We start from the raw sequence: 21,790 nt of genomic DNA on the forward strand, positions 1-21,790 counted from the left end.
CTCTCGACCCGGCGTGAGAATCCGGAGCCTTGCGTCCCGAGCAGGCTGCGCAGTTCGAAGGCAAACCGCGCCAGTCGGCGCTCTGCGGCAGGGAGGGCGTCGAGATCCTTGCGCCAGAAGGTCAGGCGCCCGGTGCGGGGCGTTGGCGGTTGTTGGCGTGGGGATGTGGCTGAGGATTTGGATGAAGATGAGGTTTTGGATGCGGGTCGTGGGCTGCGTGTGCGGCTCGGCATGGTTCGTCTCCGTGGCGGGTTTCGGCCATTGAACCAAAGGCGTGCGACAATGCCTGTCTGGTCAGGCATGCAAGAAGCCTGTCCGAGAACATGGAAGGTGATGGTCTCGACCGTCGATATGATTGCTCAAATGGTTAGCGCGAGTCCCAAGGATGACTACTGTCAGCGGCGACTTGATGACCGAGGAGCAGGTCGAGGCCCGCGGGTTGCGACTCCAGCCAGCAAACGCCGAGATGGCACCGCTGCGGTTCCCTGCGCAAGCCGAGCAACGGATTGGCGTGGTGACTGCCGTTTTACGGGCGACTGACAAGTTTAGTGCCCAACCCTAAGACCGAGCCGCGCCTCAACGCTCGCCGTCTTTTGTGCGAGGCGTCCCGTTGGGCCTTCGCGAATATCCAACTTGACCGTGGCATAGACGCGCTTGCAGCCGGCGGCGGCCAGCAGGGCCTGCGCGCGCTCGATCAGGGCGAGGGCCTCTCCCATCGTCTCGGTCTCGAACAGGGTGCCCATTGCCGTCAACTGGTAATCGAAATCGCTGCCTGCGATCAACTCGACCACTGAGGCAACATAAGGGCTTAAGTGCTCGGCCTGGCCGACTGGGAAGATGCTGAAGTCGACGAGAACAGACATCGGCGTGCCTCCGGGGTTAAGCTAAGTGAGTGATGGCCTTCCCTTTGCCATGCTGACTGATCGATGACTAGAATCCAAACCACTGACTTTGAACTCGGTGCTGATCCCGACTGGGACAGCCCGCTAAACTTTAAACTGACCCCCGAGTTGCTTGTGCATGCGCTGATGGAGACGGCCTCCGCGGTGCATACGGGCTGGGAGAGCTGTATCGACGAAGATGCCATCCTGTCGCAGATTCTGGCGATGGATGATACCGGCGACAAGAGCATCCGGCTGGTTGAGCAAGAGATGCTCGATGAGCAAGATCAGACCGCGACCTGGCATGATTGGACGCTTGAGGTTCGGGTGGGTTCGGTGCTGACCATTGGTCATTGGCAGCTGCGTTCGACGGCGCCGCCGCTTGACTGGGAGTGGACGGCAGCGGCCGCCGAAAGCGCCTTTGAGCGCGCCTGCGTCTTACTTGGCCGTCGGGCGCGTCGCGGTCTGGTGATCGAGGAGCCGATGCGACCTGAGTTGCCGCCGCGCTCGAGTCGACACTGACCGCCCTGGGCCTTCCTCGCGAGGGAGGTTGGCGGTCCAAGCGCTGTTTTGAGATGTCTGTTTTGACAGGTCTTCGCCGCTAACAATGCCGCTGGAGGATGAACACCATGAAATTCCATGTCGACGTCGAAATGACGCCCGCCGAACTTCGTAAGCTGATGGGGTTGCCCGATCTTGAGGCGTTGCAGCAGCGGATGCTGGACGACATTCAAGCCCGAATCGAACGGGGGGTTGAGGGTTATGACCCGATGGAGCTGATGCAGCCCTATCTGAAAACCAGTCTCGCGAGTATGGATATGATGCAGCGGTTGTTCGCTGCTAGCCTGGGGGCGGCTGGGGCGGCTAAAACGCAGACGTCGGGCTCTGGCGGCGACTGAGCGGGGGCAGGCAACGATACCCGCGTAGCCATGCGCATGCAGTGGCAGGATGCGGCGACAGCCTGAATGGCGACCCTGCTGCGAGGCCATGACAGCGCAAAAAAGCCGACTGATAGTCGGCTTTATCGTCAAGGCGTTCGGTTAAAAAGGTCCGTCAACATCTTTCCGTTTTGAGCGCCACCGGAGGACGATCAATAACCGCCCTTGCGGTGAACCTCGGGTAGGCCGGCAATCTTGGTGCCCTGCTTGGTGGGCGCTAGCGGGAACAGCTGATAGACCTCCTTGCTACTCGGCTTGCTGCCCCACTTTTTGCCCATGTCTTTGAGCAATGCCCGTTCCATGGGTTGATTTTGGTTGTTGTTCAGATACTCGTCGCGCAGGTAGTTGATGACGTCCCAGTGACGTTCGGTCAGCTCGACCCCCTCGATGTCAGCTAGCGCTTTGGCGACATCTTCATCCCAGTCCAGCGGGTTGACCAGGAACCCGGACTCGGTGGTTTCGATGCGCTTACCATTCACTTCAATCGTCATTGCGAATGCTCCTCTCGTCGTTAAGTGCCGCCGTTCTGTTGGCAGGCGGTCTAGGGTTAACCGTTATCAGCGCGCGGCCGGAGAGGTGATCCGACGCTCGCATTTGAAAACCCCTGAATATTAGTCAATTGTTGTAGAGGCGTCACCTCTGTGCGCCCGCTAGCCGGTGGTGCTGGTCAGCGAGCGGCCTGGCCGACGGCTTCGATGCCCTTGTGCGGGAGGAAGATCCCACAACCCAGGGTCTGGTGATCGCCGATGCCCTGTTGTTGTAGTGCGATGGCGTCGTCGAGACTGAGCTCGGCCAGCATGAGGCTGCGCGTGACCACAGGGCCTGTTGCCGTGTTGAGGGAGAGGGTCTTGCCGCAGAGGGCCTTGCGGATCTTGATGCCTCGCTGCGCGAGCTCGCTGACAACTCGCCGTAAGAACTGATCCTCGTCTTCGTCGGCATGGGCGACAACGTAGCGCGCGAACAGGGTCTTTTCCGCACTGAGCGGCCGCTCCTTCGCCGGACCAAGGCTGAAACTCGAGCCCTTGACCTCGAGGGTGCTGCCTTCGAGCGCGGCCTTCAGCGCATCAAGCCGGGCACGCGGAATACGGATGCCGAGTTTGGTCCGGCGTGATGGCAGCAGCTGCTGCTCGCCATCGCGCGAGGGGCGTTCCCAGCCATTTTGCGAGCCTGCCACATGGATCGTATGGATCGCCGCTTGCGGCTCCTCGGCGAGCCAGGGTACGGCGCCGAGGACGGCGTTTGCCAGCGCCTGCGCATGGTCGACCGGCAGGGATTTACAGTGCTGCAGGGGAAACATGACGTCGACGACGTCGTTGGGTACCTTGGGATGGATCTCCGGATCGGATTCTTGCCAAAACATCGGTGGGTCTCAGTTGACGGGAAGCTTGCCCTGAAGGGAGTCGCGATCAAACCACCACTCGTCTTGTACGAGCACGTCGACCACATTGCGCAGCCTGACCAGGAACTTCTCGGGCTCGCGAAGCTCGAGCCGGTCACGCCAGAGGTCGAACGCCTCTTGGGACTCGACGCCACTGTGGCGCCGGGCGACGTCGGCTAGGATCTGCGAAGTGAAAAAGGTCAGGTTCTCGTGCAGCGCCCCATCGGCGCGCATATCGGCGAGGAAGAGGGCGGTTGTCGCAGCGACGGCGGCGCCATCGGCATCATCGGGGGTCTCGTCGACGACGTGCGACAGCAGCTCGATCGAGAGCTCGACATCGATGGGGTAGGTGACGGCGAGCCAGATGCCTTGGCCCAGGGCGCTCAGCGATTGCTCCTGCTCGGCGCGAAACAGGACGTCGCAACAGTCGGCCGCCGACTCGAAGGCCTCTGCATCGATGAAGGCATCGAAGGCCTCGCGGCCCAACGGCCACGCCTCTTCGCCGCGGTCTAGCCCGACGAGGGTGCGTGCCTGCTGTAATTGAAGCTCGGCCAACTGCTGGCGGTTGGCGCCGATGCGCTGCAGGGTGGAATACTGCTCCTCAAGCGCCAGCAGGTGAGATTCCAACGCCGCCTCTTCGGCGGCGCGGTTGGTGATGGAGTCGGCGGCGGTATCCTGGAGATGGGTCCGCGTGATGTCGAAATGATTCATGACAACTGCTCTTGTCGCCGCGTACGGCGCTGTCCTCGTTGAATGTATGGCTCACTCCGTGACGACGGCTCAGCCGGCCTTGAGCGCGATCAGGCCTTCCCTCCAGGGGCGGTGGATGCACGACGCCCCTAGCCGGCGGGTTTGTAGTGCGCGGCTGAGCTAGCGCACCAGACCGCTGAATGCAGCCTCGAGTCGATCTTCCCAGTCATCGGGCGTGTCGGAGAAGGGCGGCTTCACATCGATGCGAAAGAAGCGCTCGCCCTGACGCGCTACATCCTGGATCGCCGAAACTAGTTCCTCGAAGCTCTCGAGCTCTTTATTGGAGACGAGGATGTCGCTGAGCATGAGCATGTGTGATGAGCCTCTCTGACTGAAGTGCACCGACGGGCCCGCGGTCGCCACGCATCGGGCTCGATGCCTGGTCGCCGAGGTGGTCTTTCTCGTTTCGAGCAGGTAAAGCCGAGAGCGGGCAAAAACAACTCAAGCCTTGCGGCAGCAAAGCCGCGGCTGGCCAGACGACGGCGCCTTTGGTCGCGGTGCGTCGGCCCTGCGTCTCGCAGGCGCGCGGATGGTTTCAGCCTGCGAAGGCCGCTCGACACCGCTCGGTGGCAGGTCGAGCTTGGCTCAAAATAAGCCATTGGAATATTAGGATATGTTGACAGAGGGCGGCTTGACGCTTATGCTCTGCGCCCCAGTGACGACGGCTGCGATGGCGCTCTAGGTGGCTGATCGCAAAAGAGAAAAAGTGCGGCTGTCAACTATCCCTAAGGGGATAGACGGGGGAGGGTCTACCCCCCTAAGGTGCGGTTTTCGGCGAGGCCCGCCGCCCCGTATAGTGCAGCTCCGTGGCACACGGCGCCGCGAAAGAATCTGAATTCGTTCTGTGTCTTACCACGACGTTTCTCGATAGGAGAGATAGCGACATGGCCCTCGACAAGCACCAAACTCCGATGCTCGATCAACTTGAAGACGGCCCCTGGCCGAGCTTCATCTCGGGTATCAAGCGTCTCCGCGACGAGCATCCTGACGAGCGCATCAATGCGCTGACCAACGACCTGCTCGGCCAGCTCGAGCACTCCTACGAGACCCGCAAGGGCTACTGGAAGGGCGGCACCGTCTCGGTGTACGGCTACGGCGGCGGCATCATCCCGCGCTTTTCCGAGGTCGGTAAGGCGTTCCCGAAGTCTCGCGAATTCCATACCCTGCGCGTTCAGCCGCCTGCTGGTAATCACTACAGCACGGCAATGCTGCGTCAGCTGGCTGATAGCTGGGAGAAGCACGGCTCAGGCCTGGTCACCTTCCACGGCCAGACCGGCAATATCATGTTTATCGGCGCCGACACCGAGTCGACCCAGCACTTCTTCGACGAGATCAACGAATACGGTTGGGATCTCGGCGGTGCTGGTCCCTGCGTGCGCACCGCGATGTCCTGCGTCGGCGCCGCCCGCTGCGAGATGTCGTGCACCAACGAGCTGAAGGCCCACCGCGCGCTGGTCAACAACTTCGTTGACGACGTGCATCGCCCGGCGCTGCCCTACAAGTTCAAGTTCAAGGTCTCTGGCTGCGCGAATGACTGCCAGAATGCCATCGAGCGCTCGGACTTCGCCGTTCTCGGTACTTGGCGCGACGACATGAAGGTTGACCAGGACGAGGTTAAAGCTTACGTCAAGGCCAAGGGTCGCCAGTACATCATCGATAACGTCATCACCCGCTGCCCGACGCAGGCGCTGTCGCTGAATGACGACGACACCCTGGCGGTCAATAATCGTGACTGTGTGCGCTGCATGCACTGCTTGAACGTGATGCCGAAGGCGCTGCATCCCGGCGACGACAAGGGCGTGACCATCCTCATCGGCGGTAAGCGCACCCTGAAGATCGGCGATCTGATGGGCACCGTGATCGTGCCCTTCCGCAAGCTCGACACCGAGGAAGACTACGAAGAGATGGTCGAGATGGCTGAGAACATCATCGACTTCTGGGCCGAGAACGGCCTCGAGCACGAGCGCTGCGGTGAGATGATCGAGCGTATCGGTCTGGCGAACTTCCTCGACGGCATCGGCATCGAGCCTGATCCGAACATGCTGAGCCATCCGCGTCAGAGTTCCTATGTCCGCATGGATGGCTGGGACGAGGCCGCGGAGCAGTGGTTCGAGCGCCAGGCCGAGAAGGCCGCGGGCTAAACGCCTGTAGAGGCTCAGCCGCGAACGTTGGCGCACAGCAAGGCTGGATCTGCGCCAACGTTTGCCGCACCGAATTTGATCAGCACCTAACTGTTTACTGATTTACTGGAGAGTTGCCGATGGCCAAAGACATGCGCGAGCCCATCGAGTCTGGCTGCCCCGACCCTTGGCAGTACATGCACCCGACGATGCGGAAGAACTTCGGTCAGTGGAAGTATCACGAGCATCCCCGGCCGGGTGTGCTGCGCCACGTCGCTTACAGTGGCGACGAGATCTGGACCGTGCGTGCCGGCACCCAGCGTATCCTTGACGTCTTCACGCTGCGCAAGCTGTGCGATATTGGCGACGAGCTCGCCGACGGTTATGTGCATTTCACCCTGCGCTCGAACATCGAGTACATGGTGACCGAAGAGTCACGCGTTGCACCGCTGATACAGGCCCTTGAAGAGGCTGGATTCATCGTTGGCGGTACCCAGAACACCGTGGCGATGATCTCGCACACTCAGGGTTGGCTGCACTGCGATATTCCGGGCACCGACGCATCGGGCGTGGTGAAGTCGATGATGGACGAGCTCATCGACGAGTTCCGCAACGCGACCATGCCGAATCGGGTGCATATCACCACGAGCTGCTGCCAGATCAACTGCGGCGGTCAGGGTGATATCGCGATCAATATCCAGCACACCAAGCCGCCAAAGATCAACCATGATCTGGTCGCGAACGTCTGCGAGCGCCCGTCGGTGGTGGCACGCTGCCCGGTTGCCGCGATCCGTCCAGCCATGGTCAACGGCAAGCCTTCGCTCGAGGTCGATGAGCGCAAGTGCATCTGCTGCGGCGCCTGCTATCCGCCCTGCCCGCCGATGCAGATCAACGATGCCGAGCACTCTAAGCTGGCGATCTGGGTCGGTGGCAACCACTCCAACGCCCGTGGCAAACCAACCTTCCAGAAGCTGGTCGCGGCTGGCATCCCGAACAATCCGCCACGCTGGCCCGAGGCGACCGCGATCGTCAAGCGTATCCTCAAGGCTTATAAGGAAGGCGCGCGTGATTGGGAGCGGGTCAATGAGTGGATCGAGCGGATCGGCTGGCCGCGCTTCTTCGAAGAGGTCGAGCTGCCGTTCACCAAGTACCACATCGATACCTGGCGCGGCTCACGTGCCAGCTTCAACGCCTCTTCCTATATCCGCTTCTGATCAGCGGCTCTGATTAGCAGCGGAAACCGGAGCCCACACCAGCGAGGTCGCAATGAAGTTCGCAATTCAGGTCAATGAAGGACCCTACCAGCACCAGGCTGCCGATACGGCGTATTTCTTCGCCAAGGCCGCCCTTGAGAAGGGACACGAGATTTTTCGTGTCTTCTTCTACCACGACGGCGTCAACAACTCGACGCGGCTGACGACGCCGCCTCAGGATGATCGCAATGTTGTCGCCCGCTGGGCTGAGCTTGCCGAACAACATGACCTCGATATGGTCGTCTGCGTCGCCGCCGCCCAGCGGCGCGGCGTGGTCGATGAGGGTGAGGCACAGCGCAACGGCAAGGATGCCACCAATATCGACCCCCGGTTTCGTATCTCCGGCCTTGGTCAGCTGGTCGAAGCGGCGATCCAGGCTGACCGGCTGGTCGTCTTTGGCGACTGATCATCTGTCCGGAAACAGAAACCAGGGGTACCCACCATGTCCGAAACCATCAAGCAATTTTTGTATCTGAATCGCAAGGCGCCCTACGGCACCATCTATGCTTGGGAGTCGCTCGAGGTCGTGCTGATCGGAGCGGCCTTCGATCAGGATGTCAGCCTTGCCTTCGTTGACGATGGCGTGTTCCAACTGACCAAGGGGCAAAACACCGCGGCGGTTGGCATGAAGAATTTTTCGCCGACCTATGCGGCACTCGGCGACTATGAGGTCAAGAAGGTCTTTGTCGAGAAAGAGTCGCTCGAAGAGCGTGGTCTCTCGCTGGGCGATCTCCAGCACCTGACCTGGGAAGACGAAGACGATGACTGGGCCGAAAGGGATTCGATTCAGATCGTCACGCGCGCCGAGATGGCGGCTATCATGGACGGCGCTGACGTCGTCTTCAGCTTCTAACGATCGAGCGAACATCCGAGGAACACGATGAGCACATTGCACACCGTTAACAAATCGCCGTTCGAGAAGACGTCGCTTGCGGCCTGCCTCGATCATGCGAGTGCTGGCGCTGCTGTCTTGTTGATTGAGGACGGCGTTTATGCGGCACTGACGCAGACGAGCGTTGAAAGCCAGGTCAAAGGCGCCCTCGATGCTGTCAAGGTTTATGCCTTGGGGCCTGATCTTCAAGCTCGCGGCTTGTCAGAGGAGCGCGTCATCCCTGGAATCAGCGTCGTAGACTATGCCGGCTTCGTGGACCTTGCCGCGGAGCACGACAAGGTTCAGGCCTGGTTGTAGTTTTTCCCTTTCCCACCTGTTTAGGAGAGTATCGATGCCAATCGAAGTAGATGGTAAGACGTTCGAGACCGACGAAGAAGGCTACCTGGCCAACATCAATGACTGGGAGCCGGGCGTCGCCACGGTGATGTCGAAGGAAGATGATCTTGAGCTCACCGACGAGCATTGGGACATCATCAACTACCTGCGCGAGTACTACGAGGAGTACCAGATTGCTCCTGCCGTGCGCGTGCTGACCAAGGCCGTTGGTAAGAAATTTGGCAAGGACAAAGGCAACAGTAAGTACCTCTATGGCCTGTTCCCCTATGGTCCAGCCAAGCAGGCTTGCCGTTACGCGGGTCTGCCGAAACCGACCGGCTGCGTCTAAACAACGCTGCTCGACTTGGCCGGGCGGTTTCGCCGGCCAGTCACTCGGGCTCTCTGAAGTCCGAGCAGGCTGTCGACAGCCTCTCGAGGCTGTCGACACTGATAACACGCTCGAGATCGCGCACCTGTTGGGCTGCTCGATCAGGGCAGACGCCATTGGGCCAACGCCACTGAGGTAGCGGAAACATGTCGTTTCTGTCGGATGTTTACGCCGGTCTGTTTTACTTCGCGGCCTTTGTGCTGGTCGCCGGGTTGGCCAATAAGGTCATCCAATATGCGCGCACACCCGCCCCGCTGAAGATCCCGACCACCCCAGCGCCGACCACCAAGACCGGGGTTGCGCTGCGCATCACGCGCGAAGTGGTGTTCTTCGAGAGCCTGTTTCGCGGTAGCAAGTGGACCTGGATCTTTGGCTGGATGTTTCATTTTGGCCTCTTCTTGGTCACCTTGCGCCATCTTCGCTATTTCTTTGATCCGGTGCCGCTGCCGATTGAGATGATCCAGCCTTTCGGTATCTATGGCGGTATCGCGATGGTGATTGGTCTGGCTGGGCTTTGGGCTCGCCGCTTCCTGGTCGATCGGGTTCGCTACATCACTGCGCTTTCCGATCACCTGATCTTAGTGCTCCTGATCACGATCGGACTTTCCGGGCTCTTGATGCGTTTTGTGCTGCACACCGACATCATGCGGGTGAAGCAATTCTTTCAAGGTCTGTACTCGGGTCAGGTCTACACCTTGCCGGCTGATCCCGTGCTGTTATTGCATCTGCTGCTCGTAGCGCTGCTGATGATCATCTTCCCGTATAGCAAGCTGCTGCACGCGCCCGGCCTCTTTTTCAGCCCATCGCGAAATCAGGTCGACAATCCTCGCGAGCAGCGGCATATCGCGCCCTGGGCCAAGCGCCTAGAACAGGACTGAGTAGCTCAGGCTCTGTCGCTCTGGCGCTTTGATCACTGCGACCCTGGCTGGCGACGTTTCGAAACGAGGTTGAATCATGGCGAAGGCCGACTTCCAAGTCCCCGTACTCAAGCAGTACCCAGAGATCCCGGAGATCGAGCCGGGCGTCATGGCGCACTCGAGCCCGTTCAAATCCAAGCCACAATTTCAGGCTGAGTTGGGGTTTCCAGGCGAGCTCGTCGACGACTGGCAGACCAAAGCGATCGACAAGATGGGCGATCTGCTCGGCCGCTATCGCTCGCTGCGAGTCTATCTGGACTCTTGCGTCAAATGCGGTTCATGCACCGATAAGTGCCATTATTATTTGGGCACCCACGACCCGAAAAACATGCCCGTCGGTCGCCAAGACCTGATGCGCAAGGTCTATCGTCGCCATTTCACCCTCGCGGGTCGGTTTTTCCCCAAATTGGTCGGTGCCGAGGATCTGACTGAAGAGGTGCTTGGCGATTGGTACAGCTATTTCCACCAGTGCTCGCAATGTCGACGCTGTTCGGTGTTCTGTCCCTATGGGATCGATACCGCTGAGATCTCAATGGCGGCGCGCGAGATCATGGATCACATCGGTGTTGGCCAGAAGTACTGCAACGAGATCATCGGTAAGGTCTACAAGATCGGTAACAATCTGGGTCTGCCAGGGCCAGCCTTGGCCGATACCCTCGAGGGCCTGGAAGAAGATGTCTTTGACGAGACCGGCGTTGAGGTCAAGTATCCGCTGGACCAGGAAGGCGCCGAGATCCTGCTGGTCACACCCTCGGCGGACTTCTTCGCCGAGCCGCATGTCGATGGCCTAATCGGCTATGGCAAGGTCTTCCACGAAGCCGGCGTCAGCTGGACCCTGAGCAGCCATGCGTCAGAGGCCGCTAACTTTGGCATGTTTATCGGTTCCTACGAGAACATGCGCCGGGTGGCACTGCGTATTCGCGAGGCGGCGTTGAAGCTCAAGGTCAAGCGCATCGTCTTTGGTGAGTGTGGGCATGCTTGGCGCGTGGCCTATAGTTTCCTGAATACGTTGGCTGGCCCCTGGGACTTCCTTGATCCGCGTTATCCGGTGCCGCAGCACATCTGCGAGTTCACTTATGGGCTGATTCAAGAAGGCAAGTTGAATCTCGATAAGAGCCGCAACGATGACATGGTGCTGACCTACCATGACTCCTGCAATGTGGCGCGCGCCTCGCGCATGGGTGACCGGCCCGGTGGCCAATTCGATATCCCGCGCGCCATCATCCGCGCGACCTGCAACAACTTCTACGATATGGACGAGGAGACCATCCGCGATCGCACCTTCTGCTGCGGTGGTGGTGGCGGCTTGCTGACCGACGACCTGATGGAGATCCGCGTCAAGGGCGCCCAGCCGCGTGTGGAGGCCTTGAACAACGTCATGCAGGAGAAAGGCGTGACCCACATGGCGGCGATCTGCGCCATCTGTAAGAGCCAATTCACCAAGGTGTTGCCTTATTACGGGATGGATCTGGACCAGATCGTGAGCGTCCATCAATTGGTTTCAAACGCGTTGGTCTTGACCGGCGAAGAGACCGACGACGAAGACGAGGTTGCCGATGAGGCGGCCTGAGCAGGAATCGACCATGACCCTGCTAATGCATTGAGACTGTAGCTAATACGAGCTTCGGGTGCGACGCATGCATCCAGAGCAGGTGATCATCCAAGAGCTGATCAACCAAGAGCCTCAGCTCGACTTCGACTCTTGTTAGGAGCGTTATCGATGGCAACTTCCACTGACGAAATGACCAAGCTTTCCTGGCGCCGCTTTGAGGATGGCGACAATGTTTGGGACAACCTGACCGAGCAAATCTTTGTTCAGGATACGTCTCATAAGTGCCCCACCTATGTGCACAAGACGCCGCCTTGTCAGGGGAGCTGTCCATCGGGCGAGGACATCCGCGGCTGGCTGCAGATCGTGCGCGGCCTCGAGCAGCCACCGGAAGGCATGACCTGGCAGGAATATGCCTTCCGTCGCTCCACCGATGCGAATCCCTTCCCGTCGATGATGGGCCGTGTTTGCCCGGCCCCCTGTCAGGACGGTTGCAACCGAAACGAGGTCGAGGACTTCGTCGGCATCAATGCCGTCGAGCAGTTCATCGGTGATACCGCCACCGCCAATGGCTACAAGTTCGAGCCGGCGCCGGTTGATACCGGCAAGCGGGTGGCCATCATCGGTGGCGGGCCGGCTGGACTGGCCGCGGCCTACCAGCTGCGTCGCAAAGGCCATGCGGCGACGATCTTCGAGGCGAACAAGGAGCTTGGCGGCATGTTCCGCTACGGCATCCCGGGCTATCGCGTGCCGCGTGATGCGCTCGATGCCGAGATCAACCGCATCCTCGACATGGGCCAGATCGAGCTGAAGATGGGGGTCAAGGTCGGTGTCGATGTCAGCGTCGACCAGCTCGAGAAGGACTACGACGCCATCCTCTGGTCCATCGGTTGTCAATCGGGCCGCGGCCTGCCGGTCCCCGGTTGGGAAGGCACCCCGAACTGCGTCTCGGGTGTCGCCTTCCTGAAGGCCTTCAACGAGGGCCGCATGAAGGTGACTGCCGAGAAGGTGGTCTGTGTCGGAGGTGGTGATACCTCGATCGACGTTGTTTCGGTGGCGCGTCGCCTTGGGCATATCACCAAGAGCGGCAAGAGTGATCTGCCCGAGACCGTCATCCACGATGGCTACGTCGCGCATGACACCGCGATGACGGCGGCTGCTGAGGGCGCTGAGGTGACCCTCACCTCGCTGTTCACCCGCGACAAGATGACCGCTTCCGAGCACGAGGTTCACGACGCCCTGCATGAAGGCGTCACCGTACTCGACGGTGTGATGCCGGTCGAGGTGATCAAGAATGCCGAGGGTCGTGCAATCGGGCTCAAGGTCGCCGACTGCGAGATGAAGGATGGCCGCCCTTCGCCGGTGGAAGGCACCGAGCGGGTGCTCGATGCTGACCTCATCGTTGCGGCCATTGGTCAGGGCGGTGAGCTGACCGGTCTCGAAGACCTCGACAATGGCCGTGGTCTGATGAACAGTGACAAGTTCTACCAGGTGCCCGATAAGCCCGGCCATTTTGTCGCTGGCGACATCATTCGTCCGCATTTGCTGACCACAGCGATCGGCCAGGCCTGGATCGCTGTCGAGTCGATCGATGAATATGTCAATAAGGCGGAGCACAAGCGCCGTCCGAAGGTCGACGTCCATCACTTCGACCTACTCGCTAAGCTCAACGAGGCGAAGCTGGCGCCAGAGCAGTTCAAGGTCGACGGCAGCAGTGATCTGCGCGGTACCTCGAGTGCCAAGTATGCGATCCACAACTACGAGGATCGCTCTGGTGCTGAGGTCATCCCGCACGATGAGCTTTACCTTGGTCATTTTCCCTATACCCCGCGTGTACTGCGCCGCGAAGAGGTGCCCAGTTCTGAAGAGGTGCTCGGCCACTTCAAGGAGCGCGTCATCGGCTACTCCGAGGAGGATGCCGTTAATGAGGCCAAGCGCTGCATGAGCTGCGGCATGTGCTTTGAGTGCGACAACTGCGTCATCTTCTGTCCGCAGGATGCCGTGTTCCGGGTCAACAAGTCTGAGAGCACCACCGGCCGCTATGTCGATACCGACTACGACAAGTGCATCGGTTGCCACATCTGTGCTGATGTCTGTCCGACCGGCTACATCAAGATGGGCCTCGGTGAATAAGCAATCCGCAACAGGGCAGGAGACGTCGATGGCAACGATCATGACCAAAGGCGTCCTCCTCGCGCTACTGGCTGCCGTCCTCGGGGTAGGGTCGGCAGCCCATGCCGAGGAGGTCGGGGACTTCGTGCTGCCAAGCTCAAAGGCGGCAGGGCTGGAGAACTGCGTCGAGCCGACCGAGTACATGCGGCGCAATCATTTCGAGCTGATCCGCCACCAACGCGACGAGACCGTCTACGGTGGTATCCGTGGCTCTGATCACGGTATTTCGGGCTGCGTTTCATGTCACGTCGGTTATGACGACTCAGGCTCTCCTGTCGAGATCAATGCCGAGGGGCAATTCTGCCGAAGCTGCCATGCGTATGCGTCGGTCGAGATGAACTGCTTCGACTGCCATGCAACCGTTCCCAGAGGCGAAGCCTGGAACCACGAAGTTGCTGCGGCGCACGCGCATTTGACCGAGTCCGCATCAACGGAACCCATGGCCGCCGAGCGATAAGGCATTCAGCGAGGCGAGGCAATCGTGACGATGAAGCATGAAACCGAATCGATGAACCAAAGCCGCCGGGATTTTCTCGGCGCTGCTGCTGGAGTGTCCGCCGCAGCGGTCGCACCAGGCGTGTTCTTGCATACTCCTGTGGCCAATGCGGCCGCGCGCACCGATCCTGTCACCGATGTACACCGCTGGGGCCTTTTGGTTGATACCAGCAAGTGCGCTGACGGATGCACGGCTTGTGTCGATGCCTGTGATACCGAAAACGGCTTGAACTTGCAGGCGAAGCCGCAGGGTCAAGACGAGCTTAAATGGGAAAATCAGCGCGCCGTTTGGATTCGCAAGGTCAAGCTGCAGGACAACCTGACCGGTCGCGTGACCAATCTCCCGCTCATGTGCCAGCACTGCGAGCATCCACCCTGCGTCGACGTTTGCCCGACTGGGGCTTCGTTTAAGCGTGCAGATGGCATCGTCATGGTCGATCGCCACACCTGTATCGGCTGCCGTTATTGCATGATGGCCTGTCCCTACAAGGCGCGGTCATTCATCCATGAGCATGTGGATCATAAGCTGACGCGGGCGCCGCGAGGTAAAGGCTGCGTCGAGAGCTGTCATTTGTGCGCCCATCGACTAGATGCTGGCGATCTATCCACCGCATGTGCGGAGGCCTGTTCGGCGGAAGGGCATCAGGCGATCGTCTTTGGCGACCTCAAAGATCCGACTGGACCTTTGCGCCAGGCCTTGGCTCAAACACCGAACCGTCAGATCCGCCAGGACCTGGGCCTGAATACTGGTGTGCGCTACGCCGGCATCTGAACATCGCGTGTTCAGACCCCCTGATTGCCGCCCAGGCTGTTGGCGCCATCGCACCACGTTAGAGAAGTCAGTATGAAAAGAATTGTCTATCGGGAATGGCTAGTCCAGCCTCAGCGCTATTGGGGCTTACTTGCAATCCTTACCACGGTGGTCGCGATCGGCGGTCTGTCGGCACTCTATATGGAGCACCATGGCCACTGGGTCACCGGGATGACCAACTCTGTGGTTTGGGGTACGCCGCATGTGTTTGCGGTGTTCTTGATCATCGCCGCCTCCGGGGCCTTGAACATCGCCTCGATCGGGACCGTCTTCGATAAGAAGGTCTATAAGCCACTTGGCCGTTTGTCGGGGTTGTTGGCAGTGGCCCTGCTGGTCGGCGGTCTGCTGGTGCTAGTGCTTGACCTCGGGCGCCCAGATCGCCTGTTGGTCGCCATGACCAGCTATAACTTTAGCTCGATCTTCGCCTGGAATATCTTCCTGTACTCTGGGTTCGCCGCGATCGTGATTGCTTATCTCTGGACCATGGCCGAGCGCAAGGGCAACTTCCTGCAGAAGCCGGTGGGTACCTTCGCCTTCCTCTGGCGCCTGGCGCTGACCACGGGTACTGGCTCGATCTTCGGCTTTTTGGTGGGACGCGAGGCTTACGATACAGCGATCTTGGCACCAATGTTTGTGGTGATGTCATTCGCCTACGGGCTTGCGATCTATATGTTGGTGTTGTTCTTCACCTTCGATGCCGATGGGCGACCGATTGGCCCAGCAATGCTCAAGCGGCTGAAAAATCTGCTTGGCCTGTTCGTGGCGTCGGTGCTGTACTTCACGCTGATCTACCATCTCACCAAGCTCTACGGTGCTAAGAACTCCGATATCGAGGCCTTCCTGCTGATCAATGGCGGTCTCTATACCGGGTTGTTCTGGGTTGGTTGGATCTTGATCGGTGGCTTGTTACCGCTCGGTATTCTGTATCACCCCGAAATGAGTCAACGGCGTGAATGGATTACCGCCGCCTGTGGTCTGGTCATCCTGGGCGGGCTCGCAGCCATGTATGTGATCATTATTGGCAGCCAGGCCTATCCACAGGAGATGTTCCCAGGACATACCGTCGTCGAGTTCGGCGCCCCTGGGGATATCGGCGGTCAGGTTGCACCCTATTCCCCCAGTTTTCCTGAGCTATTGCTGGGGCTGGGTGGTGTCGCCATTGCGCTCTTGATCACGGCCGTTGGTGTACGTGTCTTGCAGTTCCTGCCCGAGTCACTGGCCGATCGTGACGTTGATCCGCATGCGAGCGTCCGCTCGCCAGCTTGAGCCTGGTCGTGACCGATCGCGGGTACCGAGTTCTGTACCCGCCAGCGCCATGACAGGGGTTTTCTTGGCCCCGCTCGCGAGCGGTCGATTCGGGTTGGGGCACTGACCAGCGATGGCGCATCTCTATCTCGCGGCAACGCAGAAGTCGTCCGGAAAGACGACGCTGAGCATCGGTCTCATGCGCGAGTTCGCGCGGCGCGGCCAGCATGTGCAGCCGTTCAAGAAGGGGCCTGACTACATCGATCCACTGTGGCTGGCGCGCGCCTCTGGAGGCCGGACTTGCCACAATCTCGACTACCACACCATGGCGGTCGAAGAAATCCAAGCCGATTTTTGCCGTCTGCTCGAGGCCTCAACCATTGGGGTGGTTGAGGGTAATGTCGGCCTGTTCGACAGCCCCAGCGTCGATGGCGCCGGCTCGAATGCGGAGCTCGCAAAGTTGCTGTGCGCACCGGTGCTGCTTGTGATCAATGCGCAGGGGATGGGGCGCGGCATCGTGCCGCTGCTGCTTGGCTACCAGGCCTTCGATCCCGATCTTAAGATCAGCGGGGTGATCCTGAACAAGGTCGGCGGTACCCGTCATGAGACCAACTTGCGGCGTGCGATCGAGCATTACACGGATCTGCCTCTATTGGGGGCGGTCGCCCGTGACGCGACGGTGGCGATTGAGGAGCGTCATCTCGGCCTAATCCCGAGTAACGAGGCGCCGGCGGTGGAGGCAACGATCGAGTCGATTCGTCGCGCGGTCACCGCATCGGTCGATGTCGATCGGGTTCTGGCTATTGCTGAGCAGGCGCCGGCCCTTGATTGCCGGCGACCGCAGCCTCCACTGCAGCAGCAGGCCGGTAGTCCTGTGCGCATCGGTATCGCGCGGGATGAGGTGTTTGGGTTCTATTATCCAGATGACCTGGCGGGTTTGCAGCGTGCTGGGGCTGAGTTGGTGCCGTTCAGTCCGCTTGCTGATGCGAGCTTGCCGGCGGTCGATGGGCTGATCCTTGGCGGCGGGTTTCCTGAATCACGGATGCAAGAGCTGGAGGCGAACCGAACCATGCGCCAGTCGATTGCAGCCTTTATCGCCGATGGCGGTGTTGCCTATGCGGAATGCGGCGGACTCATGTACCTCTGTGAGCAACTGCATTGGGGGAGGGAGTCGCGCCAGATGTGCGGGGTATTGAATGCCGAGGTCGCGATGCACCCGCGTCCTCAGGGCCGTGGCTATGTGCGTCTGCGTGAGACGGATGCCTTCCCCTGGCCGCGCGCGCCGGTGGATGTCCGCGAGATCTGTGCGCATGAATTCCATCATTCCGCCATCGTTGCGCCGCGCGCCGACTGGCGCTTCGCCTTCGATGTGCTGCGCGGCAGCGGCATCGATGGTCAGCATGACGGTATCATTCAACAGAATCTGCTGGCGAGTTATGCGCATCTGCGCGATGTTGGTGGAGTCAATTGGACGCGGCGCTTCGTCGATCGCGTCAGGTCGGTGCTTTAGCAAGCGCTGCCGCTGCAGCGCGAACCTAAAGCAGGCTCGAGTCAGACGAGGTCCCGCGGTCCGAGCGATGCCAGGGGCCTTGGCAACGAGATAGGATGAAGGTTATGTTCAAACTGACGATGGCAGCTGCTGAACAAGTCTTGAAGGCGGCAAAAGAGGCTGGAACCGAGGGCATGTCCCTGCGTCTCGCGGCGACCCAGCAAGCCGATGGCAGCATCGACTATCGCATGGGCTTCGACGCTCCTACTGAAGAAGACATCCGCTTTCAGAGCGAGGGCGTGGACCTGGTGATGACACCTGAAGATGTGCCGTTACTGGACCAGACGGTGATGGACTTCGTCGAGATCGAGCCAGGCAAGCCGCATTTCATCTTCATGAATCCGAAAGACCCCAACTATCAGCCGCCCGCGGATGCCTGAGCGCGGTCTCGAAGTGGCTCGCGCCAACACCAGCGTCACCACTAGGGGCTCACAAGAGACTGGCCGATGGAACTGTCGAGCGAGGATCAGCTAAGGCTTAACGTGCTGTTGGCGAGTCGACCGCAGGCGATTCGGATCGACGAATCACGCCTCATCGTCTATGGCCTTTCTGAGCGCGGTGAGGCCAAGGTGGCGCTGAATCCGAGCGGGGCGGCCTTGGAGGCTTATCTGCGTGCGGTCAAAGAGCTGATCTCAGGTTACATCCTGGGCTCGCCCGGTGGCTATCCTGTCTATCTGCGGCGCTGGACGCGGATGGGGCAGATGCGCGATCAAAGCCTTGAGCAGTTGTTGATGCTCGGCGAATCAGAGGCCGTGGTAGCGGCGGTTGGCTCGCCTGGTCTCACCCCGGAGCTGGCACGCCGCGCCTGGTGGGCGATGGAGGATGCCGAGAATGCGCGTCGCATGTTACGCAACCCGACCATCGTCGCAAGTGAGATGGGGCCGGTGCTGGCTGATTATCTGGTCGAGTACCTGCCGTTTGAGACCGATCACGAGACGATGATGGAGTCGGTCCGGCTGGTGCTGCAGCCGGGTCTTCTGAGTGATGAGAAGATTCTTGAGCTATGGCAGAAGTCGACGCGCAAGCAGGCCTATCTGGTCGGCTTTCTGCGCGCGCGGCCCGATGACCTGCCGGAGCAGCTACAGCCGCGGGCCGATGCCGACGCGATCGCGGCAGCGCTGGCCGATGAACTCAGCGCTGGAAACGCCCTGGCCGGGCTCTTGGTCCGCGTCACCAGTGCCGGTGGGCAGCGCTTTCTCAAGACCCTCTCGGCGGTGTTGGCCAAGCCACCGAATCAGGAGATCGTCAGCGCTGGCTTCGACCTGCTGCGCGGCTACTTTGCCGCGCTGCGACCGGAGGGTGATCCGAATCTGGTCATTGAGGCCTTGCTGGCCGATGGCGAGGCCTTTGCTGGGCTTGGCGGTCGCGTTCCAGTAAGCACCTTAGGGGGCATCCCAGATGGCGCGATCGAGAGGTCTAAGCCTGATGAGGCTGGGCCAGTACCAACCACGGAACAGGCGCGGCGCATCCTCGATCGGCTTCCGATGGTCGCACCGGACCTCGCTGCGATGCGCGTGCTCTCAGGTGCTGGTTACGGGCTCATTCGCCCACTACTGCCCGACCCAACCACCCTCGGCAGCCTGATGCGTCGCAAGCTCACGCCGGCGATCGATCCGCTCCAGGCACAAATTTCGCAACTGCTTGGTTAGGTTAGGCGGTGAGCGTCCGTGGTCCTTCGGTAGAGCCCAGGATCAACACATCGGCAGGCCGCAGCGCAAAGATGCCGACGGTGACCACACCGGCGATGTTGTTGATCTGTTGCTCGAGCTTCATCGGCTCCATGATCTGTAGGCCGTTGACGTCTAGGATCAGGTTGCCGTTGTCGGTGGTGAAACCCTCGCGCCAGACCGGGTTGCCGCCGAGCTTGGCCAGCTCGCGGGCGACATAGCTGCGGGCCATCGGGATGACCTCAACCGGCAGCGGGAAGGCGCCCAGCACCGGCACCAGCTTGCTCTCGTCAGCAATACAGACAAAGCGCTCGCTGGCAGCGGCAACGATCTTTTCGCGCGTCAGCGCGCCGCCGCCGCCCTTGATCAGCTGCAGCGCCTTGTTCGACTCGTCCGCGCCATCGACATAGAGCGACAGGCCGCCGGTGGCGTTGAGGTCGAGCACTGGGATGCCGTGCGCCTTCAGCCGCTGGCTTGAGGCCTCGGAGCTGGAGACGGCGCCATCGATCTTGCCCTTGATGGTGGCGAGATAATCGATGAAATGATTGACCGTCGAGCCGGTGCCGACGCCGATGATGCCACCCTCAACATGGCTCAGTGCAGCCTCTGCCGCTTGTTTCTTTAATGCGTCCTGGTGTTGTGCAGAGTCCATGGTCAATCCTCGAAAACGATGTGGTGAGTCAGCGTTTGCAGGCGGTTAAATCCGCGGCGCTGGCAGCGGTTTGCTGTAAGACAGGAAGTATATCAAAAGCCTTTCGGCCTCATCTGTCGTATCCTGAGGTGTTTTGCCTGGGCCCTTACGCGGCGACTGCGTCTCTCTACGTGCCGCTCTAACGCAGATGGCGCGTCGCCCCGGGACGATGACGCGCTTGTTTCACGGTAATCGTCATGCTGAACGCCTACATCGAGCGCATTCTCAAGGCTCGCGTCTACGACATCGCCATCGAGTCCCCGCTCACCCTCGCCAAAGGCCTGTCGCGGCGTGTCGGCAACCAGGTCCTGCTGAAGCGCGAGGATCTGCAGCCGGTGTTCTCATTCAAGCTGCGTGGCGCCTACAACAAGCTTCGGCATCTGCCGGCAGCCGCGCTCGAGCAGGGCGTGATCGCGGCCTCGGCGGGCAATCATGCGCAGGGCGTGTCGATGGGCGCCTCGCATCTCGGGGTACAGGCGGTGATCGTGATGCCGAAGACGACGCCCGGCATCAAGGTCGATGCGGTGCGCAACTGGGGCGCCAAGGCGGTGCTGCATGGCGATTCGTTCGATGAGGCCTATGCACACGCGATGGAACTGGCCGCTGAGCGCAACCTGACCTTCTTACACCCCTTTGATGATCCAGATGTCATCGCCGGCCAAGGCACCATCGGCATGGAGATCCTGCGCCAGCTTCCAGAGCCGCCGCATGCCATCTTCGTACCGGTCGGTGGTGGTGGACTCATTGCTGGGATCTCGGCCTATGTGAAGGCGATCTATCCCGAGGTGAGGGTGATCGGTGTCGAGCCTGAGGATGCGCCGACCCTGCATGCAGCCCTGGCCGCCGATGAGCGCGTGGTGCTGCCTGAGGTTGGCCTGTTCGCCGATGGGGTGGCAGTCCGGCAGATCGGACAGGAGACTTTCCGCATCGCCCGCGAGACGGTTGATGAGGTGGTGTTGGTCAGTACCGATGCCATCTGCGCCGCGATCAAGGATATTTACGATGATACCCGGGGTATCGCTGAGCCGGCTGGTGCGCTCGCGGTCGCTGGGCTCAAGGCCTATGTCGAGCGCAGTGGCGTGCGCGATGCCTCACTGGTAGCGATCGAGAGTGGTGCCAACATCAACTTTGATCGGCTGCGCCATGTCGCCGAGCGGGCCGAGCTGGGCGAGCGCCGCGAGGCCTTGTTCGCCGTCGAGATCCCGGAGCGCCCTGGTAGCTTCCTGGCCTTTTGCAAGGCGCTTGGCAAGCGGCAGATCACCGAGTTCAATTACCGCTACGCGGATCAGCATCAGGCCGTGGTATTCGTTGGCGTCGAGCTGGGCGGCGGTCTCGCAGAGCGTCATGAAATGCTCGAGCGCATCGAGAAGAAGGGCTTCACCGTCACCGACATGAGTGACAACGAGACCGCGAAGCTGCATATTCGCTTCATGGTCGGTGGGCACGCGCCCGGGGTCTGCGATGAACGCCTGGTCCGTTTTGAGTTTCCCGAGCGGCCCGGGGCGCTGCTGAACTTTCTCACCGGGCTTGGGCGGCGTTGGAACATCAGCCTGTTCCATTATCGCAATCATGGCGCCGCCTATGGACGGGTGCTGATGGGGCTACAGGTGGCTGAGGCCGAGGTGCCGGAGTTCATTGAGCAGCTGACCAGCTTGGGGTATCCATTCTGGGACGAGAGCGAGAACCCCGCCTATCGGTTGTTTGCCGGCATTGAGCGTGGCGCCTGACTGATCCGGCCAAGCGCCGGTGCGGTCTCATCAGGCGCCCTGATCAACCGGG

General features: G+C 60.5%; 26 protein-coding genes. 19 read left to right on the forward strand and 7 right to left on the reverse strand.

What is annotated here, in order from left to right; translation table 11 throughout:
* Positions 1–233: hypothetical protein (locus VBE63_RS06720; RefSeq protein WP_323682237.1), on the reverse strand; the 233-nt coding region annotated here is incomplete at its 3' end.
* A 152-nt stretch (positions 234–385) separates the two neighbouring features.
* Between VBE63_RS06720 and VBE63_RS06725 the strand changes: the two genes are divergently transcribed.
* Complete coding sequence (locus tag VBE63_RS06725; protein WP_323682238.1) at positions 386–562, forward strand: hypothetical protein; 177 nt, start codon at positions 386–388, stop codon at positions 560–562.
* Here VBE63_RS06725 and VBE63_RS06730 read toward each other — a convergent pair.
* Positions 546–863, reverse strand: coding sequence for an MTH1187 family thiamine-binding protein (locus VBE63_RS06730; RefSeq protein ID WP_323682239.1), 318 nt, complete (start codon positions 861–863; stop codon positions 546–548). The two genes, VBE63_RS06725 and VBE63_RS06730, sit on opposite strands and share 17 nt — an antisense overlap.
* 63 nt (positions 864–926) lie before the next feature.
* On the opposite strand from VBE63_RS06730, the gene VBE63_RS06735 reads away from it, so the two are divergent.
* Both VBE63_RS06735 and VBE63_RS06740 read left to right on the forward strand, forming a co-directional pair.
* Positions 927–1,403, forward strand: coding sequence for a hypothetical protein (locus VBE63_RS06735; RefSeq protein WP_323682240.1), 477 nt, complete (start codon positions 927–929; stop codon positions 1,401–1,403).
* Positions 1,404–1,510: 107 nt separating this feature from the next.
* Positions 1,511–1,780, forward strand: coding sequence for a DUF6489 family protein (locus VBE63_RS06740; RefSeq protein ID WP_323682241.1), 270 nt, complete (start codon positions 1,511–1,513; stop codon positions 1,778–1,780).
* A 191-nt stretch (positions 1,781–1,971) separates the two neighbouring features.
* On the opposite strand, the gene VBE63_RS06745 is transcribed toward VBE63_RS06740, so the two are convergent.
* From VBE63_RS06745 to VBE63_RS06760, 4 genes are all read right to left on the reverse strand, one after another.
* Positions 1,972–2,310, reverse strand: a complete 339-nt coding sequence (locus VBE63_RS06745; RefSeq protein WP_323682242.1) for a TusE/DsrC/DsvC family sulfur relay protein — start codon at positions 2,308–2,310, stop codon at positions 1,972–1,974.
* Between the two features lie 176 nt (positions 2,311–2,486).
* Positions 2,487–3,179, reverse strand: coding sequence for a type I-MYXAN CRISPR-associated protein Cas6/Cmx6 (gene cas6 / locus VBE63_RS06750; protein WP_323682243.1), 693 nt, complete (start codon positions 3,177–3,179; stop codon positions 2,487–2,489).
* A 9-nt stretch (positions 3,180–3,188) separates the two neighbouring features.
* A complete protein-coding gene (locus VBE63_RS06755; RefSeq protein WP_323682244.1) occupies positions 3,189–3,908 on the reverse strand; it encodes a hypothetical protein in 720 nt (239 codons plus the stop codon).
* A 159-nt stretch (positions 3,909–4,067) separates the two neighbouring features.
* Complete coding sequence (locus tag VBE63_RS06760; RefSeq protein ID WP_323682245.1) at positions 4,068–4,259, reverse strand: sulfur relay protein DsrC; 192 nt, start codon at positions 4,257–4,259, stop codon at positions 4,068–4,070.
* A gap of 572 nt (positions 4,260–4,831) precedes the next feature.
* Here VBE63_RS06760 and dsrA point away from each other — a divergent pair.
* The 15 genes from dsrA (at position 4,832) to VBE63_RS06835 (ending at position 19,302) form a co-directional block, all read left to right on the forward strand.
* A complete protein-coding gene (gene dsrA, locus VBE63_RS06765) occupies positions 4,832–6,088 on the forward strand; it encodes a dissimilatory-type sulfite reductase subunit alpha (RefSeq protein WP_323682246.1) in 1,257 nt (418 codons plus the stop codon).
* Between the two features lie 119 nt (positions 6,089–6,207).
* Positions 6,208–7,281: a dissimilatory-type sulfite reductase subunit beta gene (dsrB, locus tag VBE63_RS06770; RefSeq protein ID WP_323682247.1), complete on the forward strand. Its 1,074-nt coding sequence runs from the start codon at positions 6,208–6,210 to the stop codon at positions 7,279–7,281.
* A gap of 52 nt (positions 7,282–7,333) precedes the next feature.
* A complete protein-coding gene (gene tusD, locus VBE63_RS06775) occupies positions 7,334–7,726 on the forward strand; it encodes a sulfurtransferase complex subunit TusD (protein ID WP_323682248.1) in 393 nt (130 codons plus the stop codon).
* A 36-nt stretch (positions 7,727–7,762) separates the two neighbouring features.
* Complete coding sequence (gene tusC, locus VBE63_RS06780) at positions 7,763–8,173, forward strand: sulfurtransferase complex subunit TusC (RefSeq protein WP_323682249.1); 411 nt, start codon at positions 7,763–7,765, stop codon at positions 8,171–8,173.
* Between the two features lie 27 nt (positions 8,174–8,200).
* Complete coding sequence (tusB, locus tag VBE63_RS06785; protein WP_323682250.1) at positions 8,201–8,509, forward strand: sulfurtransferase complex subunit TusB; 309 nt, start codon at positions 8,201–8,203, stop codon at positions 8,507–8,509.
* 34 nt (positions 8,510–8,543) lie between these two features.
* Complete coding sequence (locus VBE63_RS06790; protein ID WP_323682251.1) at positions 8,544–8,876, forward strand: TusE/DsrC/DsvC family sulfur relay protein; 333 nt, start codon at positions 8,544–8,546, stop codon at positions 8,874–8,876.
* A gap of 185 nt (positions 8,877–9,061) precedes the next feature.
* Positions 9,062–9,793 (forward strand): respiratory nitrate reductase subunit gamma, encoded by a 732-nt coding sequence (locus VBE63_RS06795; protein WP_323682252.1) that lies wholly within the window; start codon positions 9,062–9,064, stop codon positions 9,791–9,793.
* A gap of 76 nt (positions 9,794–9,869) precedes the next feature.
* Positions 9,870–11,402 carry a sulfate reduction electron transfer complex DsrMKJOP subunit DsrK gene (gene dsrK, locus VBE63_RS06800; RefSeq protein ID WP_323682253.1) on the forward strand — a complete coding sequence of 511 codons (1,533 nt, stop codon included), beginning with the start codon at positions 9,870–9,872 and terminating at the stop codon, positions 11,400–11,402.
* Positions 11,403–11,552: 150 nt separating this feature from the next.
* Complete coding sequence (locus tag VBE63_RS06805; protein WP_323682254.1) at positions 11,553–13,514, forward strand: NAD(P)-binding protein; 1,962 nt, start codon at positions 11,553–11,555, stop codon at positions 13,512–13,514.
* 28 nt (positions 13,515–13,542) lie between these two features.
* A complete protein-coding gene (locus tag VBE63_RS06810) occupies positions 13,543–14,010 on the forward strand; it encodes a sulfur reduction protein DsrJ (protein ID WP_323682255.1) in 468 nt (155 codons plus the stop codon).
* Between the two features lie 30 nt (positions 14,011–14,040).
* Positions 14,041–14,820, forward strand: coding sequence for a sulfate reduction electron transfer complex DsrMKJOP subunit DsrO (gene dsrO / locus VBE63_RS06815; protein WP_323682256.1), 780 nt, complete (start codon positions 14,041–14,043; stop codon positions 14,818–14,820).
* A 72-nt stretch (positions 14,821–14,892) separates the two neighbouring features.
* The gene (nrfD, locus tag VBE63_RS06820; RefSeq protein ID WP_323682257.1) at positions 14,893–16,125 is read left to right on the forward strand and encodes an NrfD/PsrC family molybdoenzyme membrane anchor subunit; all 1,233 of its coding nucleotides are present in this window, start codon (positions 14,893–14,895) and stop codon (positions 16,123–16,125) included.
* Positions 16,126–16,237: 112 nt separating this feature from the next.
* Positions 16,238–17,614: a cobyrinate a,c-diamide synthase gene (locus VBE63_RS06825; RefSeq protein ID WP_323682258.1), complete on the forward strand. Its 1,377-nt coding sequence runs from the start codon at positions 16,238–16,240 to the stop codon at positions 17,612–17,614.
* Between the two features lie 104 nt (positions 17,615–17,718).
* Positions 17,719–18,033, forward strand: coding sequence for an iron-sulfur cluster assembly accessory protein (locus VBE63_RS06830; protein ID WP_323682259.1), 315 nt, complete (start codon positions 17,719–17,721; stop codon positions 18,031–18,033).
* Between the two features lie 66 nt (positions 18,034–18,099).
* Complete coding sequence (locus tag VBE63_RS06835) at positions 18,100–19,302, forward strand: sulfur reduction protein DsrS (protein WP_323682260.1); 1,203 nt, start codon at positions 18,100–18,102, stop codon at positions 19,300–19,302.
* A 1-nt stretch (position 19,303) separates the two neighbouring features.
* Here VBE63_RS06835 and rpiA read toward each other — a convergent pair whose 3' ends face one another.
* Positions 19,304–19,972, reverse strand: coding sequence for a ribose-5-phosphate isomerase RpiA (gene rpiA / locus VBE63_RS06840; RefSeq protein WP_323682261.1), 669 nt, complete (start codon positions 19,970–19,972; stop codon positions 19,304–19,306).
* 236 nt (positions 19,973–20,208) lie between these two features.
* Between rpiA and ilvA the strand changes: the two genes are divergently transcribed.
* Complete coding sequence (gene ilvA / locus VBE63_RS06845) at positions 20,209–21,738, forward strand: threonine ammonia-lyase, biosynthetic (protein ID WP_323682262.1); 1,530 nt, start codon at positions 20,209–20,211, stop codon at positions 21,736–21,738.
* Positions 21,739–21,790: the final 52 nt, after the last annotated feature.

Source organism: Lamprobacter sp., from assembly GCF_034860625.1.
Classification (GTDB): Bacteria; Pseudomonadota; Gammaproteobacteria; order Chromatiales; family Chromatiaceae; genus Lamprobacter.

Bases quoted from the DNA above. Each gene is read 5' to 3' on its own strand.
- VBE63_RS06725 (WP_323682238.1), top strand. From the start codon at position 386: ATGACTACTGTCAGCGGCGACTTGATGACCGAGGAGCAGGTCGAGGCC.
- VBE63_RS06730 (WP_323682239.1), bottom strand. From the start codon at position 863: ATGTCTGTTCTCGTCGACTTCAGCATCTTCCCAGTCGGCCAGGCCGAG.
- VBE63_RS06735 (WP_323682240.1), top strand. From the start codon at position 927: ATGACTAGAATCCAAACCACTGACTTTGAACTCGGTGCTGATCCCGAC.
- VBE63_RS06740 (WP_323682241.1), top strand. From the start codon at position 1,511: ATGAAATTCCATGTCGACGTCGAAATGACGCCCGCCGAACTTCGTAAG.
- VBE63_RS06745 (WP_323682242.1), bottom strand. From the start codon at position 2,310: ATGACGATTGAAGTGAATGGTAAGCGCATCGAAACCACCGAGTCCGGG.
- cas6 (WP_323682243.1), bottom strand. From the start codon at position 3,179: ATGTTTTGGCAAGAATCCGATCCGGAGATCCATCCCAAGGTACCCAAC.
- VBE63_RS06755 (WP_323682244.1), bottom strand. From the start codon at position 3,908: ATGAATCATTTCGACATCACGCGGACCCATCTCCAGGATACCGCCGCC.
- VBE63_RS06760 (WP_323682245.1), bottom strand. From the start codon at position 4,259: ATGCTCATGCTCAGCGACATCCTCGTCTCCAATAAAGAGCTCGAGAGC.
- dsrA (WP_323682246.1), top strand. From the start codon at position 4,832: ATGGCCCTCGACAAGCACCAAACTCCGATGCTCGATCAACTTGAAGAC.
- dsrB (WP_323682247.1), top strand. From the start codon at position 6,208: ATGGCCAAAGACATGCGCGAGCCCATCGAGTCTGGCTGCCCCGACCCT.
- tusD (WP_323682248.1), top strand. From the start codon at position 7,334: ATGAAGTTCGCAATTCAGGTCAATGAAGGACCCTACCAGCACCAGGCT.
- tusC (WP_323682249.1), top strand. From the start codon at position 7,763: ATGTCCGAAACCATCAAGCAATTTTTGTATCTGAATCGCAAGGCGCCC.
- tusB (WP_323682250.1), top strand. From the start codon at position 8,201: ATGAGCACATTGCACACCGTTAACAAATCGCCGTTCGAGAAGACGTCG.
- VBE63_RS06790 (WP_323682251.1), top strand. From the start codon at position 8,544: ATGCCAATCGAAGTAGATGGTAAGACGTTCGAGACCGACGAAGAAGGC.
- VBE63_RS06795 (WP_323682252.1), top strand. From the start codon at position 9,062: ATGTCGTTTCTGTCGGATGTTTACGCCGGTCTGTTTTACTTCGCGGCC.
- dsrK (WP_323682253.1), top strand. From the start codon at position 9,870: ATGGCGAAGGCCGACTTCCAAGTCCCCGTACTCAAGCAGTACCCAGAG.
- VBE63_RS06805 (WP_323682254.1), top strand. From the start codon at position 11,553: ATGGCAACTTCCACTGACGAAATGACCAAGCTTTCCTGGCGCCGCTTT.
- VBE63_RS06810 (WP_323682255.1), top strand. From the start codon at position 13,543: ATGGCAACGATCATGACCAAAGGCGTCCTCCTCGCGCTACTGGCTGCC.
- dsrO (WP_323682256.1), top strand. From the start codon at position 14,041: ATGAAGCATGAAACCGAATCGATGAACCAAAGCCGCCGGGATTTTCTC.
- nrfD (WP_323682257.1), top strand. From the start codon at position 14,893: ATGAAAAGAATTGTCTATCGGGAATGGCTAGTCCAGCCTCAGCGCTAT.
- VBE63_RS06825 (WP_323682258.1), top strand. From the start codon at position 16,238: ATGGCGCATCTCTATCTCGCGGCAACGCAGAAGTCGTCCGGAAAGACG.
- VBE63_RS06830 (WP_323682259.1), top strand. From the start codon at position 17,719: ATGTTCAAACTGACGATGGCAGCTGCTGAACAAGTCTTGAAGGCGGCA.
- VBE63_RS06835 (WP_323682260.1), top strand. From the start codon at position 18,100: ATGGAACTGTCGAGCGAGGATCAGCTAAGGCTTAACGTGCTGTTGGCG.
- rpiA (WP_323682261.1), bottom strand. From the start codon at position 19,972: ATGGACTCTGCACAACACCAGGACGCATTAAAGAAACAAGCGGCAGAG.
- ilvA (WP_323682262.1), top strand. From the start codon at position 20,209: ATGCTGAACGCCTACATCGAGCGCATTCTCAAGGCTCGCGTCTACGAC.